Source organism: Segatella sinensis (genome assembly GCF_040095255.1).
GTDB classification, from domain to species: domain Bacteria; phylum Bacteroidota; class Bacteroidia; order Bacteroidales; family Bacteroidaceae; genus Prevotella; species Prevotella sinensis.
The window spans coordinates 1-15,547 of the sequence record NZ_JBBNGE010000004.1; the positions used below are offsets into that span (position 1 = coordinate 1).

12 protein-coding genes and 1 riboswitch are annotated in these 15,547 nt (G+C 46.9%); of the genes, 6 read left to right on the top strand and 6 right to left on the bottom strand.

Annotation, left to right across the window (positions count from 1 at the left end):
- The first annotated feature begins 216 nt into the window (after window positions 1-216).
- From AAAT87_RS01855 to AAAT87_RS01865, 3 genes are all read left to right on the top strand, one after another.
- On the top strand, window positions 217-855 hold the full coding sequence (locus tag AAAT87_RS01855) for an HAD family hydrolase (RefSeq protein ID WP_349225453.1): 639 nt from the start codon (window positions 217-219) through the stop codon (window positions 853-855).
- 85 nt (window positions 856-940) lie between these two features.
- Window positions 941-1,196: riboswitch (cobalamin riboswitch) on the top strand.
- 106 nt (window positions 1,197-1,302) lie between these two features.
- A complete protein-coding gene (locus AAAT87_RS01860; RefSeq protein ID WP_349225454.1) occupies window positions 1,303-3,408 on the top strand; it encodes a TonB-dependent receptor plug domain-containing protein in 2,106 nt (701 codons plus the stop codon).
- A 41-nt stretch (window positions 3,409-3,449) separates the two neighbouring features.
- Window positions 3,450-4,613 (top strand): YncE family protein, encoded by a 1,164-nt coding sequence (locus AAAT87_RS01865; RefSeq protein ID WP_349225455.1) that lies wholly within the window; start codon window positions 3,450-3,452, stop codon window positions 4,611-4,613.
- Window positions 4,614-4,910: 297 nt separating this feature from the next.
- Here AAAT87_RS01865 and ettA read toward each other — a convergent pair whose 3' ends face one another.
- A complete protein-coding gene (gene ettA, locus AAAT87_RS01870) occupies window positions 4,911-6,608 on the bottom strand; it encodes an energy-dependent translational throttle protein EttA (protein WP_006847047.1) in 1,698 nt (565 codons plus the stop codon).
- A 174-nt stretch (window positions 6,609-6,782) separates the two neighbouring features.
- Here ettA and AAAT87_RS01875 point away from each other — a divergent pair, with 174 nt between their 5' ends.
- On the top strand, window positions 6,783-7,436 hold the full coding sequence (locus AAAT87_RS01875; RefSeq protein ID WP_295024966.1) for an MgtC/SapB family protein: 654 nt from the start codon (window positions 6,783-6,785) through the stop codon (window positions 7,434-7,436).
- 105 nt (window positions 7,437-7,541) lie between these two features.
- On the opposite strand, the gene AAAT87_RS01880 is transcribed toward AAAT87_RS01875, so the two are convergent.
- The 4 genes from AAAT87_RS01880 to AAAT87_RS01895 all read right to left on the bottom strand — a co-directional run bounded on the left by AAAT87_RS01880 (window position 7,542) and on the right by AAAT87_RS01895 (window position 12,539).
- Window positions 7,542-8,336, bottom strand: coding sequence for a class I SAM-dependent methyltransferase (locus tag AAAT87_RS01880; protein WP_295024965.1), 795 nt, complete (start codon window positions 8,334-8,336; stop codon window positions 7,542-7,544).
- A gap of 338 nt (window positions 8,337-8,674) precedes the next feature.
- The gene (locus AAAT87_RS01885; protein WP_349225456.1) at window positions 8,675-10,009 is read right to left on the bottom strand and encodes a TolC family protein; all 1,335 of its coding nucleotides are present in this window, start codon (window positions 10,007-10,009) and stop codon (window positions 8,675-8,677) included.
- A gap of 332 nt (window positions 10,010-10,341) precedes the next feature.
- Window positions 10,342-11,676, bottom strand: a complete 1,335-nt coding sequence (locus AAAT87_RS01890) for an ATP-binding protein (RefSeq protein ID WP_349225457.1) — start codon at window positions 11,674-11,676, stop codon at window positions 10,342-10,344.
- Window positions 11,677-11,873: 197 nt separating this feature from the next.
- Window positions 11,874-12,539: a DUF4476 domain-containing protein gene (locus AAAT87_RS01895; protein ID WP_349225458.1), complete on the bottom strand. Its 666-nt coding sequence runs from the start codon at window positions 12,537-12,539 to the stop codon at window positions 11,874-11,876.
- Between the two features lie 513 nt (window positions 12,540-13,052).
- Here AAAT87_RS01895 and AAAT87_RS01900 point away from each other — a divergent pair.
- Window positions 13,053-13,253 carry a hypothetical protein gene (locus AAAT87_RS01900; RefSeq protein ID WP_349225459.1) on the top strand — a complete coding sequence of 67 codons (201 nt, stop codon included), beginning with the start codon at window positions 13,053-13,055 and terminating at the stop codon, window positions 13,251-13,253.
- Window positions 13,254-13,341: 88 nt separating this feature from the next.
- Window positions 13,342-13,761 carry a hypothetical protein gene (locus AAAT87_RS01905; RefSeq protein ID WP_349225460.1) on the top strand — a complete coding sequence of 140 codons (420 nt, stop codon included), beginning with the start codon at window positions 13,342-13,344 and terminating at the stop codon, window positions 13,759-13,761.
- Between the two features lie 62 nt (window positions 13,762-13,823).
- Here the strand turns inward: AAAT87_RS01905 and AAAT87_RS01910 are convergent, their stop codons facing one another.
- Complete coding sequence (locus AAAT87_RS01910) at window positions 13,824-15,527, bottom strand: acyl-CoA dehydrogenase family protein (RefSeq protein ID WP_295347360.1); 1,704 nt, start codon at window positions 15,525-15,527, stop codon at window positions 13,824-13,826.
- Window positions 15,528-15,547: the final 20 nt, after the last annotated feature.

Genomic DNA, 15,547 nt, shown 5'->3' on the forward strand with positions numbered 1-15,547 from the left:
CCAAAAACTGGGTGACAGAACGAACCAAAACACTCAAACAAGTGAGTTAATATTGGAACATAGAACTGGACACCCTATAAGATAATATAACTCAAGTTTCGCTCCACACGCCCTGAACCAACGGTCACCGGCGAAGGGAAAGGTAAAGGGCAGAAGCTCCTAGCCCGTACTTAAACCATATGCGAAACTTCTGTAATATAATATAATATAAGAATAATGAAGTATATAATTTTTGATTTTGATGGAACCATCGGAGATTCGCAGAGCTTGATAGTGAAGACCTTGCAGGATACGATGCGTGCAAGAAAACTGGAGGTGAAATCGGAGGAGGCTTGTGCCAAGACCATCGGTTTAAGACTGGATGAGGCTTTCGTCTCGCTCTTCGGAATGAGCGATGAGGAGGGAATGGAATGTGCGGCAACCTATCGCGAGATTTTCCTGGATAACAAGAAGACAATGAGCGTGCAGCCCTTCCCTCACGTAATAGAAACCCTGAGAGCGTTGCACCGTCAGGGCTATGTTCTGGGTATGGCCAGCAGTCGAAACCATTGCTCGCTGGATGGATACGTGAAGCAGATGCAGCTGGAAGATATTTTCTCTTCTATCGTGGCAGGCGATGATGTGGAGCATGCGAAGCCGGCACCCGATATGGTCTTCAAGGCATTGAAGGAGATGAAGAGAACGGCAGATGAAACCCTTGTAGTGGGCGATATGACCTTCGATGTAGATATGGCGCATCATGCCGGCTGCAAGGCCTGTGCCGTGACTTATGGCAACGGAACCCGCCAACAGCTCGCCTCTGCCGAATGGATCATCGATGATTTCGCAGAACTTCTGGAAATCGTAAAAGAATAAACTGAACTCTGAATAAAAAGATAATTTTATCCTTGCTGGAATAAAAAAGCGGATAAAGTTATCTTTTTATTCATTTTTTTATAGTAACTTTGCATCCGCAATTGGTTCGCTGCCACCTTCTGCCGCCTCAGGCAGGATGAGTGCGTAGTGATTAAAAGGGAATCGGGTGAGAAGCCCGGACAGTCCCGCTGCTGTAAGCGTCTTATTGCGGCAAGCTCCATGGTCACTGACATTTTTTCGGGAAGACCGCTTGCCATGAGTTTTGCATCTTTTTATGTTTACATAGAGTGAGATGCGGGGAGGACGCAAGTCAGAAGACCTGCCGTTGCCATCGGAAACAATATGATGAAAGAGTGTCTTTAGGATAAGAGATTCCGATGATTCTATCCAACCCCGTGGGATGGGTTCGTGATGGAGACACAGATAATAATATAAAAAATAGAATGAATGAAGGCATTGAGGATATTTTGTCTCGGTGGCTTGCTACTGTTGTATGCACAAGTGGGTATGGGGCAAGATACCATTCGTACCGAGCACTTGCAGGAAGTAAAAGTGAATGCTCGGCAGTACCGGATACTTACGAGCACGTCGCCTCTCCAGCTTTTGGACAAGGGGGATATGTTAAGGCTTGGCGTTACGGACATGGCCGACGCTTTGCACCGCATGCCAGGCATCAACCTGCGCGACTATGGTGGGGCAGGAGGAATGAAGACGGTAGCTGTGCGTGGATTCGGAGCGGGACATACGGGAGTGAGTTACGATGGTGTGCTGCTCAGCGAATGTCAGGGCGGCGAAATAGATGTGTCCCGTTATTCGCTCGACCAAGTGCAGACATTGCGACTCACCATTGGTGACAACGACGACATTTTCATTTCGGCCCGGCAAGCCTCGGTGGCAGCTTTACTTGCCATCGAGACCATGAGCGAGATTCCCATCGACCAGCAGCCTCACCTCTCTACTCAGTTGCAGGTGGGGTCCTTCGGATATGTCTCGCCTTATCTGCGCTATGTGCAGAGATTGTCTGATAGGTTCACCCTCCAGGCGATGGGTGAGTACACCTATGCCGAAAACAACTATCCTTTCATCTTGCACAATGGTAAATATACTACCCATGAGCGAAGAACCAACAGCCGGATGAACTCGGGGCATGGCGAACTGAATATGCACTGGATGATGGGCAGACGATCCGATGGCATGAGCCGGAGCCAATTGTGGGCAAAGCTTTACTATTATGACAACGACCGACAGTTGCCAGGCATCGTGAGATTTTATACCGATGTAACAGCCGAACAGTTGCACGACCGCAACGCCTTTGCTCAGGCGAGATGGCAAGCCAGAAGTCTTGATGACCGTTGGATGCTGAAGGTGCAAGCCAAGATGAACTGGGCGAGTTCTGCCTATCAGGACACGCTCGTGGCAAATCGGCGCAATGATGCTACCTACTGGCAGAGGGAATATTATACTTCGGCAGCACTGATGTGGATGCCGGATGATGGCTGGGCGGTGGATTACTCTGCCGACTGGATGATGAACTCGCTCAACAGCACCCTCGCCACCGACCTGCGACCTTATCGACATGGCATCCTGCAGTCGCTCTCCGTTCGATATGCGAAGGGAAGATGGGTGGCTCTTGCCAGGATGCTGGCTTCGGTTTACCTCAACAGCGTGGGGCGCAAGATAGAGACTCAGCCAGGCAGCGCCAATCCTGCCAAGGCAGGACAGGCAGCCAAGGATGCACGCCGGCTTTCGCCATCGCTTTCGCTTTCCTATCGGCTCCTGGGGAATGGTACAGCCAGCGATGAACTTTATCTCAGGGCTTCGTACAAGGACATCTTCCGGGTTCCTACTTTCAACGAGAACTATTTCTTCCATTATGGAAGTTCTGATCTGAAGCCTGAGAAAACCCGACAGTTGAATATCGGGCTTACGTGGAAAAAAACTTCTTCAGGAGATGGGGGGAATGGCGAATCCCTACGTTATAAGGGATGGAATATTCAAGCAACGCTGGACGGCTATTGCAATCGGGTGACCGACAAGATTGTGGGCGTTCCTTACAATATGTTCGTTTGGCGTACTGTGAACTTGGCACGGGTTGATGTAGTTGGCGTGGATGCCTCTTTGCGTGGTTTCTGGCAGATGGCTCCGGGGCAGCAACTCTCGCTGCAAGGGTCGTATAGCTACCAGCACGTGGTGAACCATACCGACCGCTCGTCCAGATATTATGGCAATCAAGTAGCCTACATCCCTCTGCACTCGGGCAGTATTGCCTTGGGGTGGGAGAATCCCTGGGTGAATGTCTCGCTCCATGGACAGGGAATGAGCAAGCGATGGGCCAACAACGAGCACTATGACGGCACCGAAGTGGATGGTTACTGGGACATGGGGCTGACGCTCTATCGTCAGCTGGACGGACTGAGTCTTTTGGGGAAATCCCTGAGAGGTGTGAAGGTCAGGATGGATGTGAAGAACCTGCTGTCGGAGCAGTATGAACTCGTAGGGCATTATCCGATGCCTCGCTGCAGCTGGATGTTAAGCATCGGGTATAACTTCTAGATAGTAACAAATTAGATTCAAATATAAACAGAAAAAAGAAAATGAAAAAGTATTTATTAGGTTTGGCGGTGCTCTTGATGGGTACTGCAGTGATGACATCATGTAGCGACGACAACGATGGTCCTGAGACTTATCTCCAGGTGTATAGTACGGGCGCTTATGTTGTGAATTCAGGTAACATGTATAGCAATATTGAGAGCTCTCTCACCGCTATCGACTATGCTTCAAGCACAGCCACACAGAACGTATTCAAGACTGCTAACGGTCGTTCGCTCGGTAATACTGCCAATGACGGCATCGTATATGGCAACAAGATTTATCTCGCCGTAGATCAGAGCAACACCATCGAGGTAATCGACAAGAAAACCAAGCAGAGCATCAAGCAAATCAAGACCACAGACCTGCTGGGCAATGCCGAGGGTGCTGAGCCTCGCCATATCATCGCAGATGGTGGCAAGGTATATTTCACCACATTCGGTGGCTATGTAGCAGCCGTGGACACCACAAGCTTTGCTCTTCAGAAGAAGTGGCAGGTGGGCAGCTATCCTGAGGGCTTGGTCATCGCCCATGGCAATATCTATGTAGCCAACAGCAACTATGGTAAGGGCGGCGGCAATATCTCTTGCATCAATCTTGCCAACGACAATGTAGAGACTAAGAATATCGAGGGCGTGAACAATCCTACCAGCATCTATTATGCATCTAATGTTTTGTATGTTCTCGACAACCAGTATTATGATGCTTCTTATAATGCTTATGGCGAGAATGCCCTACGTGCAGTGAGTTTCGCCGAGGGCAAGTCACAGAAGGTGGCAGATGGCAACTATGCTGCATGCGTAACCCCTGGTGCTACAACAACAGCACGTACGAGTGTGAAGGAGGTTCGTCCTTATTTCTTTGTGCTCAATGCACCTTTTGGCGGCACTCCTAGCGTGAGTGTGCTCGCAGCAGGAAGTACGCAAGCACAGACGATGACACTCTCAGAGATGCCTGTGAGCCCATGCGGTATCTTCGCCGACCCATTGAACGGTCATATCTTCGTGCTCTCTTATAGATTGGGCGATAATGGCTATGCCGACTATAATGGTAACGGCTATGTAGTGGAGTATGACAGCACTGGTCAGAAGCTGCATGAGTATGAGACTGGTGTAGGTTCTTGCGCTATGTTCTTTGACTCTGCCTACAAGACAGCATACGCAGAATAAGATGTCGCGAGACAGATGATTATATAACTCATCCAATCCATGGGGAAGTGTCGTTTCGGCGCTTCCCTTGTTTTGTGTGTCATCAGTGCTTGCTGATGACAGTGGTTTGATAACCCAGCAGATAACGATAAATGTTCCTAAGGCAGGAACGCTGAGTAGTTTGGGATAATTGTACTCTTTGAAACAAAAAAAAGAGGGTGCGTCTTGTACTTATGACACACCCTCTCTTTTGTTTTTATTGTTTCCGAAACGATTATTCTTATCGTTTCCAAGTCCTTCTTTATCTTTTTCGAATCTTTATTCCTCCATCAACTTGCGATAGCGACCCTTCTTGATCTCTGTATCGCCCAGGCGGCGGGCCTTGTTGATTTCATACTCAGAATAGCTGCCCTCGAAGAAAAAGACCTCACCATTGCCCTCGAAGGCAAGGATATGGGTACAGATACGGTCGAGGAACCAGCGGTCGTGGCTGATAACCACTGCACAGCCGGCAAATGCTTCCAAACCTTCCTCCAAGGCACGCAGCGTGTTCACGTCGATATCGTTGGTAGGCTCATCGAGAAGCAATACATTACCCTCCTGCTTCAATGCCAAGGCCAACTGCAGACGGTTGCGCTCACCACCCGAGAGAACACTGCAGAGCTTGCTCTGGTCGGTGCCCGAGAAATTGAAACGGCTGATGTAAGCACGTGCATTCACATCTCTGCCCCCCAGACGCAAGGTCTCGTTGCCCTGAGAAATCACCTCGTAAACTGTCTTCTGAGGGTCGATGTCCTTGTGCTGCTGGTCAACATAAGCCAGCTTCACGGTCTCACCCACCTCGAATGTACCGCCATCTGCCTGATCCAAGCCCATGATGAGGCGGAAGAGGGTAGTCTTGCCGGCTCCGTTAGGACCAATCACACCTACGATGCCGTTAGGAGGAAGCATGAAGTTGAGGTCGTTGAAGAGAACCTTCTCGCCGAATGCCTTCTTTACATGCTGAGCCTCAATCACCTTGTTGCCCAGACGAGGACCGTTAGGGATGAAGATTTCCAGCTTCTCCTCGCGCTCCTTCTGCTCCTGGTTGAGCATCTGCTCGTAAGAGTTCAGACGAGCCTTACCCTTAGCCTGACGGGCCTTAGGTGCCATGCGAACCCATTCCAACTCGCGCTCCAATGTCTTGCGGCGCTTAGAGGCAGTCTTCTCCTCCTGAATCATTCGCTTGGTCTTCTGGTCGAGCCAAGAAGAGTAGTTGCCCTTCCATGGAATACCCTCGCCACGGTCCAACTCCAGAATCCACTCGCTCACGTCGTCGAGGAAGTAGCGGTCGTGGGTTACGGCGATGACGGTACCCTCATACTGCTGCAGGTGCTGCTCCAGCCAGTCGATGCTCTCAGCATCCAGGTGGTTGGTAGGCTCATCGAGCAGGAGTACATCCGGCTTCTGCAGGAGCAGGCGGCAGAGAGCCACACGGCGGCGCTCACCACCCGAGAGATTGGTAACAGGCCAATCACCAGGAGGACAATGCAGGGCAGCCATCGCACGCTCCAGCTTGGAGTCGATGTTCCAGGCATCGGTAGCATCAATGATATCCTGCACCTCAGCCTGGCGCTGCATCAGCTTGTCCATCTTATCAGGGTCTCCGTAATATTCTTCGAGACCGAACTTATTGTTGATGTCCTCATATTCTGCGAGTGCATCATAGATTTTCTGCACACCCTCCATCACGTTTTCCTTCACGGTCTTGTTCTCGTCAAGCGGAGGATCCTGAGGCAAGTAGCCCACAGAGTAGCCTGGGCTCCAAACCACCTCACCCTGGGTAGGTTGCTCAAGCCCTGCGATGATTTTCATCAACGTAGATTTACCGGCACCGTTCAAACCGATGATACCGATTTTTGCTCCGTAGAAGAACGATAGGTAGATGTTCTTCAGAATCTGCTTCTGGTTTTGTGGGATAATCTTGGATACACCCACCATTGAGAAGATGATCTTCTTGTCGTCAACTGTTGCCATATATATTATTAAATAATGTGTATTTGTGAATAAATAGAGTAAATTGCCGAAATTGGCACTAACAGTTGCAAAGATACATTATTTTTTTGAAATTCTTGCCTTTCTTTCCAAGAAAAGTTGTATATTTGCAATTAAATGATTTTTTTGTTGATTAATTAAAGAAAGGACAATAATATGGATGCAACTTATATTGACTTGACCATTCGCCTTTCTCTTGCCCTGCTTTTGGGAGGTGCGATAGGCATTGAGCGAGAATACCGTGCCAAGGAGGCTGGTTTCCGCACCCACTTCCTGGTGGCATTGGGAAGTGCGCTTTTCTGTGTGGTTTCGCAGTATGGATTTGGAGTGGATCTGAAAGATTCCTCGCGTGTGGCGGCGCAGGTGGTTTCGGGCATCGGATTCCTGGGCGCCGGTACCATCATTTTCCAGAAGAATGTGGTGCGTGGTCTTACTACGGCGGCTGGCTTGTGGGTGACGGCGGCCATCGGATTGGCGTGCGGTACGGGAATGTATGTTGCGGCGGCTCTTACCACGGTGATGGTGCTGCTGGGACTGGAGGTGCTGAACTATTGGATTCCGCCATTGGGAACCACTACCGTTGAGCTGAATTTCTCTGCCCCGTCTCGTGAGAGCGTGAAGAAATTCATCAGTCAAATCAAGCAGAAGGGAATGGAGGTGCATTCCTACGAACTGAAAGAGCGCCGGTTATCCAAGGAGGAATTCCTGGAGGCGAATATCGAAGTGAAGGCGAAGAAGGATTTCCATACCCTGGAGATTCTTGACCTGATGAACGATTTCTCGGATGTCACGATTTCTGCGATAAAATAGAAATCCTACGATAAGTATCTATGATAAAATATAAAGAAAAAAGGAGTTAAGACCATCATCTTAACTCCTTTTTTCTTTATATACTGTAAAATCTTATCGTCTTTATTATGCTTGGAAGATCCTCGCCAGATAGTCGTAGTGTTCGCCTTCTGCCACGAGTTCACTATGTAGGCAGCAGGTTTCGGCGATGGATTTCAGTAATGGGAAATCCACGTAGAGCCAGTCGAAGCGGTCTCCCTTTACATCCTTGTAGATCATCTGATAATCTACTTCTCCGTAATAGGCTCCATTCAGATTGATGTCGAAACTTCCATCCTCATTCTCATAGATGTATTTCAGGTCGGAGGAATCGATGAGAATCTGACCGCCCGGATTCAGCAACGCCTTCAAGCGCTGGAAGAGGTCAGGGAGATGCTCTATCTTTCCGGCAATTCCCGTTCCGTTCATCAGAAGGAGAATCGTATCGAAACCGCCTTCAAACTGCTCCTGATTTTCTCCGGAATGATTCTCCTGAATCTCTCCGGAATGATTTCCACTGCTCAGATGTGGGTCGAAGAGATTGATGCATTCCGCATCCTTCACTCCTCTCAACTTCATTGCTTCGCAACTCAAGGGCGAAATATCTATCGCCTTCACCGTAAAGCCCTTCTCTTGCAGGGCGAGCGTATGGCAACCGCTGCCGGCTCCAATATCCAGCACCCGTCCCTTGGCTAGCTGCAAGGCCTTCTGTTCCAGCACCGGCATTTCCCGGGTGCTTCTGAACAGATGTTTCACTGGCATTTCGTCTTCCTCGAACATCGAAGAGAGCACTCTCAGTCGGGCCGCCTTCCCCTGCTTTTGGAAGTCGAGAATGGCTGCGCCCATCGGGTCTTTATCTGCTGATAATATTTCTGTATTCATTCTTCTTTTTTTCTATCTGTTTTATCTCAAGCTTATTCCTATTTTACTCAAGTTCCGCAAGTAAACTCCATACGCCCTGAAAGGGCAGAAGCTGCTAGCCCAGGGCAACGCCCTGGGTTTTTATGGACGCAAACCTGTCGCCCTGTAAGGGCAAAAGCTTTCAAGTACCAGGCAATTTACAAAGCTTTTGTCCTTACAGGGCGCATTGTAGGTTGCCGTTATACCCAGGGCGATGCCCTGGACTAGGAGCTTTTGGGCCTTCAGCCCGTTCTTGAACCCCATGCGAAAGTTAACTCCTTTACTCCTTAAATATGTTCCTCCTTATAGAACTTAACTCCTTAAATATGTCCTTCCTTATAGAATTTCAACATATTGATGTTGAGGATGGCGAGGTATTTGGCCTGGAGCTCGTTCTGCTTCGCTTTGAGCAGGTTATCCTTTCCTGTTCTTAGCTCAACGATATTCTTCAATCCCAGCTTAAACTGCTCGCTCAGCAGATTGTAACTGGTCTGGGCACTCTCGCTGCTAACCTTTGCCGCCTTAAACTGGCTCTGGTTGGTGGTAGCCTGCAACCAGTAGTTCTCAATGGTAGAGTAGAGCTGGGTCTGCTGGTTCTTCAGGTCGAGCTGGATGCTTTCGCGCTGAATCAAAGCCTTGTTCACCTGAGTCTTGGTGGTTCGGTTTTCAAAGAGAGGGATGCTCACTCCTACGCCGCCTCCAACGCTGAAGTTGGTCTTCAACTGCTTGGCAAGACCATTGCTGTTCATGGAAGTATTGCTGGTAGAGATACCTCCGTTGGCGCTGATGGTAGGCAGCTTGCCCGCCTTTGCAATCTTGATGTTCAAGTCGTTCTGAGCCAACTGATTCTTGATGGTCTTGAACTCCGGACGGTTGTCGAGAGCCGCAGCATAGACTCCGTTCATTGCCGGAACAGCCACGAGAGCCATCTCATCGGTGGTATTCGGAATCTCGATGTCAAAAGCTTCATCGCTTGTAATCTGAAGCAGTTCCTTCAACTGTCGCTTATAGTTCTTCACATTGCTTTCAGCCTGTACGATGTTGAATTCATCCTGAGCCCGCTGAGCGGTGAGCTGTGCCAGGTCAGCCTGACTCATCTTACCTATCTTCACCATCTCCTTGCCACGTTCTTCGTTCTGCTGGCTCGAGAGATAGCTCTCCTTGTTCACCTGGATAGCCTCTGTAGAGTAGAGAATCTGCACGTAGAGCTGCGCAATCTGTTCCTGCAGCTTGATGGCCTGGGTAGCCGAATCGAGCTGTGCAGCCTCGGCAGAGAGTTGGTTCAGCTTTACCTGATTATGGTTCTTGTTTCCATTCCAGATGGTATAGTTACCCATCACGGAGTAGTTTCCGTTGTAATACACCTTGTCGATGCTGGCTCTTGAGAAACCATCACCGCTGATACCGCTAGCCACCCAAGGAGTATAGTTCACGCTTTGGTTGGTGCTGGCGCTGAGCGACGGAAGCAGAGCAGCTTTCGACTGCAGATAATCTTCTTGGGCGCTTGCCTTGGTGAGTTGCGTCTTCTGAAGAGCGATGTTGTTGGCAAGCGCATAGTCGATACAGTCTTTCAGCGACCATTGTTTTGCCTGCGTAGCCAATGGTGCCGCCACAAGAAGCAGCGCAGCCATTGCGTTTTTTACTTTTCCGTTCATAATCTTCTTCTATTTTCTTTTTATCCCGTTTTATTTATTTCAGAAAGATATTAATCTGATTGCATTTAGACGGAAAAGTTTAGCATAAAGTTTCAATTTTAACAATCCTTGTGATTTTTGTAAAAAAATGGAAAGGGAGGGGGCAAAGCATTTTCATACGGGTATTACCTCAATTGTTTAGTCGATTTTACAGAAATATGATTATTTTGTAAAATCGACTAAACAATATGCATGATTTGGCATAAAAAAGTAGCTCGTGGATTTCACGGTTGTAATTCTCTTAATTGATAATAAAGTCCGTGAGCAAAAGAATGCCCACGGACTTTATTTTCTTAGATGAATGGTATCATATAGAAAGGTATCAACAATGTGTTTCCATCTTTTTGTAAATCCTTATTGTAGATCAAATAGCGTTGCGCTACAACCTTCGAATATTTCTCACAGAAATTATCGAGTGAGGCGTGAGTCTTGTGACTGGAAGATTTTACTTCGATTGGACATAGCTTATTGCCATGTGATATGAGAAAATCTATCTCATAGTAATGCTTTTCGTCCTTTTTCCATGTGTGGTAAAAAAGCCTGTTCCCCGAAGCTGTAAGCATTTGAGCTGCAAGATTCTCATATACGTATCCCAAGTTGGCTGCTAACTTGTCGGTTAGCAGCTTTGTGTAGATAATATTTTCAGTATAAGACTTGTCCCAGAATGCAAGGGTAATAAACAAACCTGTGTCTGCAACAAACATTTTGAACTTATCAAAGTTTGTGCTCAACGGCATTCCAACGTTAGGATCATCTACGTGATATGCCATATTGATAATCTTACTGTCTTCCAATGTTTTGAGCAGTTCTATCATTTTTCCCTCGTTTGTTTCGCCGATTATAGAAGAAGGAACGTAGCGTGATGCGTTACGACTGAGTGCTGCTGGTATGGATAAGAACATTTTGGATGCTCGCCCTGAAGGGTCTATCTTTAGTAAATCATCCTCGTAGAGTTTGATGATTTTACGCTTCGTTTCATCTACCTTACTCAGATTGTTGGTGTCTAGATAGGTATTGATGGCTTGTGGCATTCCACCAACTAACATATAGAGGCGTAAGTTTTTGATAGCTTCTCGGTGAGCACCTTCCAAAGAAAGCTTCTTTTCCCAAAACTTAGCTAGAATATTTATAGAGGTTTTGTCGCCGATAGCCCATCTGAACTCCTCATAATCCAAGGGATACATTTCTATTCTGTCTTCTTCGCTTGGAATGGTAATGTCCTTGGTGTTCTTTTTCACGCTAATCAGTGAGCCTGTCTCAATATAGTCGTAACGACCATCTTGCACAAGATACTTAATGGCTTGTCGTGCAAGTGGGCATTGTTGTACTTCATCAAAGATGATAACAGAATTTCTGTCAATTAATTCCATATGATACATTTGCTGTAATTTGAGGAAGAGTAAGTCTAGGTCCATCAAGTCTTCAAATAGTTCTTTCACCTCTTTTCTTGCTTTGTTGAAGTCGATGATAATGCATGACTGGTATTCCTTGCGGGCAAATTCTTCAACAATTGTTGATTTTCCCACACGGTGAGCGCCTTCTATCAGAAGGGCTGTCTTGCCATGATTCTCTTCTTTCCATTTGAGAATCTTGTCGTATATTTTGCGTTTAAATATTCTTCGTTCCATATTACTTTTCTTTATTTCAGTGCAAAGATACGAAAAAATATCTGAAAATGAGAGAGATAAATGAAGAAAATCCGATTCCCCTGTTTTTTTTTAGGGCGAAATATCCGATTCCCCCGAAAAAAAATAAGGTGAAATATCCGATTCCCCCGAAATTTTATATCATGGTCTTGTCACCCCCCCCCTCTTTGATTCTGTGGTTATCTGCTATTTCTGATGATTTCCTCAGCCTTATCCTTTTCGCTGTCAAAGCTGAATACTTTATAGATGAGGCCTGTATTCTGAAGATCCACGATATGTGGCGCCATCATTTTGAGCGCTTTCAGCTGTTCGTCGTCGAAAGGAAATATCTTCATGATGCGGACCACCTGGGCGCAGGAATAATAGCAGCCGAGGCTAGCCACTTCTATCAGGTCGAACTTGTTGTCATCGAAGCTTGCTTTCTTCACCTTATTATATAGTTTGGAGAAGGAAGCATCATCGAGGCTGTAGCTATAATCCATTCTGCCATCGGGATCACATCTTCCATCGTAGATGGGTGGGGTAGGGTGTTGTGGTTGCTGTACATTTGATGTTTGGCTGTTTGGTTCTATGATTCTTGTATCGTACTGCACAACCTTTCCGTTTCTGTCGAAGAAGACCGTGATGTATTTGGAATCTCCAAACAGATTATTATATTTAGCATATTCCCATTTGTCCCCATACATGTCGAAACTGGTGAGCTTAGGTTCTCCGAGAATGGCTATTACTTCCTGCTTGGTCATTCCCCGCTCCACGTTTCTTTTCCCCTTAGCCGAAGCCGAGAGGCATACGGCAAACATCAATATGGTTGTGGCGATGAGTGCCATTACTTCATTTCTTTTCATAAGCGGTACTGTTTTTGAAAGTTATTATCTTGAGCCCCTTTTAAAAAGAGTGCTCGGTCATTATCTTGTTTACGCCTGCAAAAGTACTACTTTCTTCCGAAAGGAAACGAGAAGGATTCCCTAAAGTAGAAGGGGGAATCCCTATTCAAGCAATGGGAAGCGTTTGATCAGATTCAGTGACCTGGAATAGAAGTATAAGGAGTCTGTTTCTAGAACCTTCTGACTACAGTGAGCTGAGCCTAGTGACAACCCTCTTTAGTTGTACGACTATACACCCTTTAGTTGTACGACTATACACCCTTTAGTTGTACGACTATACACTCTTTAGTTGTACGACTATATACCTTTTAGTTGTACAACTATACATCTTTTGGTTGTACAACTATACACCTTTTGGTTGTACGACTATATACCTTTTAACTGTACAACTATATACCAACTTTAGGGTCGAACCATGAAGCGAATAAGTTTACGGCAAGACTTCTGCTCCATCATTTTCTCAGCAAGGAGAATATGGAATGGTTGGCTCAATATGCCGAGTTTGGCTTGATGAATGAGCAGAAGTTGGCTCTAGTCTTCGTGAGAGAAGTGGGTGCGATAGATAATGCTACTTATCGCCAGCTGGATTCTTCGATTACTCATGCCCGTGTACGCTTGGAGATTCATAAACTCTGTGATCTTGGATTCCTAGAGAAAAAAAAGGCAAGGTCGTAACACTTATTATATAAGAACCTCCAAGGTGGTATCCTTAGGAGAAAGGTTACGACCTTAGTGCGAAAGGTTACTACCTCAGCATGGTACATTGGGAGAAAAGATACTACCTCAGCATGGTACATTGGGCAAAAAGATACCACCTCAAGGCGAGAAGATACCACCTCAGCATGGTACATTTGAGATCGAAAGCCAACCGAATAGTCGTAACGAATTACTGAGGGAACTTCCTAAAGGGCTCCAAGAACGAGTTGCAAAATTAGGAAAGTGGGCATCTCGGGAAAAGGTTAGTCAACTCCTTGTAGATTTATGCGCTTTTAAGCCTTATAGCTACGAAGAGCTTGCTTTGATAATTCAAAGAGCGGCCAAGCCGATGAAGGATAAGTACATAAAGCCTTTACGATTAGCAAACAAGCTCTTCTATTGGATTCCTGAGATGATTAATCATCCACTGCAAAAGTATGTAGCTGACCCCTTGATGGCGAGAAGTAATACAAAGAAGAAAAAATAAAATGAAAAAGTCCGTGGGTAAATAAATTCCCACGGACTTTCTTATTATATAGTTATTGAAGCTTATGCCTTGAAGCTCTCCAAGTCTTCTGCCTTGAAGTTCTGGATGTATGCTGAATGGCCGAGAACTTCTTCCTCTGCCATGCGAACATAAACATTGGCACTCTTGGCAAACATCTCTGGAGCCTTGGTAGCATCATCGAGGATGAGGAGTGACATTACGATGTCGCCAGTCATATTGTAGAGACGGCGAGCCAGGAAGTCGTGAATTGCCTGATCGTTAGCTTCCTTCACCTTGTTGATGGCTGCCTCGTAAAGATCTACGAGCTTAGCTACACGCTCCTTCAATGGCTTCAAGTCATCTGATACCTCGCTCTCCAACATCTCCTTGATGATGCTGAGATAAGTACCGTTGGTGATGTAGCGGATAGCTGCAACAACCTGAAGCTGAGTAGTTCCCTCGTAGATAGAGAAGATGCGGGCATCACGGAACAGGCGCTGGCACTTGTACTCCATGATGAAACCAGAACCACCGTGAATGCTGATGGCATCGTATGCATTCTGGTTGGCATACTCTGAGTTCATACCCTTAGCCAATGGTGTAAATGCATCAGCCAAGCGGGTATATTTCTTCATCTCCTGACGTTCCTCTGGAGTGAGCTTGGTGTCGCGGGCGATGTCTTCCAAAGCCTTGTAGATATCTACGTAGCGAGCGCAGCAGTAGAGGAGTGAACGACCTGCATCCAACTTAGCCTTCATTCTTGAAAGCATGTCATATACAGCAGGGAAGTTGATGATCTTCTCTCCAAACTGAGCACGCTCCTTGGCATAAGCCAGTCCCTCGTTGTAAGCCTCCTGCTCAACACCTACACTCTGAGCTGCAATACCCAGACGGGCACCGTTCATCAAAGCCATCACGTACTTAATCAATCCGAGACGGGTGTTACCGCAAAGTTCTGCCTTGGCATTCTTATAAACCAACTCGCAGGTTGGAGAACCATGAATACCCAACTTGTGCTCGATGTGACGAACAGTTACGCCACCATCACGCTTGTCGTAGATGAACATAGAAAGGCCACGACCATCCTTGGTTCCTTCCTCAGAACGAGCCAGAACCAAGTGGATGTCTGAGTCACCATTGGTGATGAAACGCTTCACACCGTTCAGACGCCATGTGCCGTCCTCATCCTGTGTAGCCTTCAACATCACGCGCTGCAAGTCAGAACCTGCATCAGGCTCTGTCAAGTCCATACTCATGGTCTCGCCAGCGCAGATGCGAGGAATGTACTTTTGGCGTTGCTCCTCAGAACCGAACTCATAGAGTGTATCGATACAGCTCTGGAGAGACCAGATGTTCTGGAAACCTGCATCAGCAGCTGCGATAATCTCAGAAGCCATAGAGAAGATGGCGTTAGGCAAGTTCAAACCGCCATAACGACGAGGCATTGACAAGCCCCAGAGGCCAGCCTTGCGGGTAGCATCGAGGTTCTCGAATGTCTTGCTGGCATAAATCATGCGACCGTTTTCCAAGTGTGGACCTTCGAGGTCAACATCCTCAGAGTTTGGTTCGATGATGTTAGCAGCTACATCGCCAGTAATATCCAGCAATCGCTTGTAGTTCTCGATAGCATCCTCGTAGTTTACTGGAGCATCTTCAAACTGGTCTTTTTCAGCGTAGTTGCGCTCCTTCAAGTCAACAACACGCTTCATCAATGGGTGATTGAGATGAAATTCAATCTCAGGGTGATCACTATAGTAATTAGCCATTTTGCTTTTCTTATTTAAAT

Bases quoted from the DNA above. Each gene is read 5' to 3' on its own strand.
- AAAT87_RS01885 (WP_349225456.1), bottom strand. From the start codon at position 10,009: ATGAACGGAAAAGTAAAAAACGCAATGGCTGCGCTGCTTCTTGTGGCG.
- AAAT87_RS01910 (WP_295347360.1), bottom strand. From the start codon at position 15,527: ATGGCTAATTACTATAGTGATCACCCTGAGATTGAATTTCATCTCAAT.
- AAAT87_RS01880 (WP_295024965.1), bottom strand. From the start codon at position 8,336: ATGAATACAGAAATATTATCAGCAGATAAAGACCCGATGGGCGCAGCC.
- AAAT87_RS01875 (WP_295024966.1), top strand. From the start codon at position 6,783: ATGGATGCAACTTATATTGACTTGACCATTCGCCTTTCTCTTGCCCTG.
- AAAT87_RS01865 (WP_349225455.1), top strand. From the start codon at position 3,450: ATGAAAAAGTATTTATTAGGTTTGGCGGTGCTCTTGATGGGTACTGCA.
- AAAT87_RS01890 (WP_349225457.1), bottom strand. From the start codon at position 11,676: ATGGAACGAAGAATATTTAAACGCAAAATATACGACAAGATTCTCAAA.
- ettA (WP_006847047.1), bottom strand. From the start codon at position 6,608: ATGGCAACAGTTGACGACAAGAAGATCATCTTCTCAATGGTGGGTGTA.
- AAAT87_RS01895 (WP_349225458.1), bottom strand. From the start codon at position 12,539: ATGAAAAGAAATGAAGTAATGGCACTCATCGCCACAACCATATTGATG.
- AAAT87_RS01900 (WP_349225459.1), top strand. From the start codon at position 13,053: ATGGAATGGTTGGCTCAATATGCCGAGTTTGGCTTGATGAATGAGCAG.
- AAAT87_RS01855 (WP_349225453.1), top strand. From the start codon at position 217: ATGAAGTATATAATTTTTGATTTTGATGGAACCATCGGAGATTCGCAG.
- AAAT87_RS01860 (WP_349225454.1), top strand. From the start codon at position 1,303: ATGAAGGCATTGAGGATATTTTGTCTCGGTGGCTTGCTACTGTTGTAT.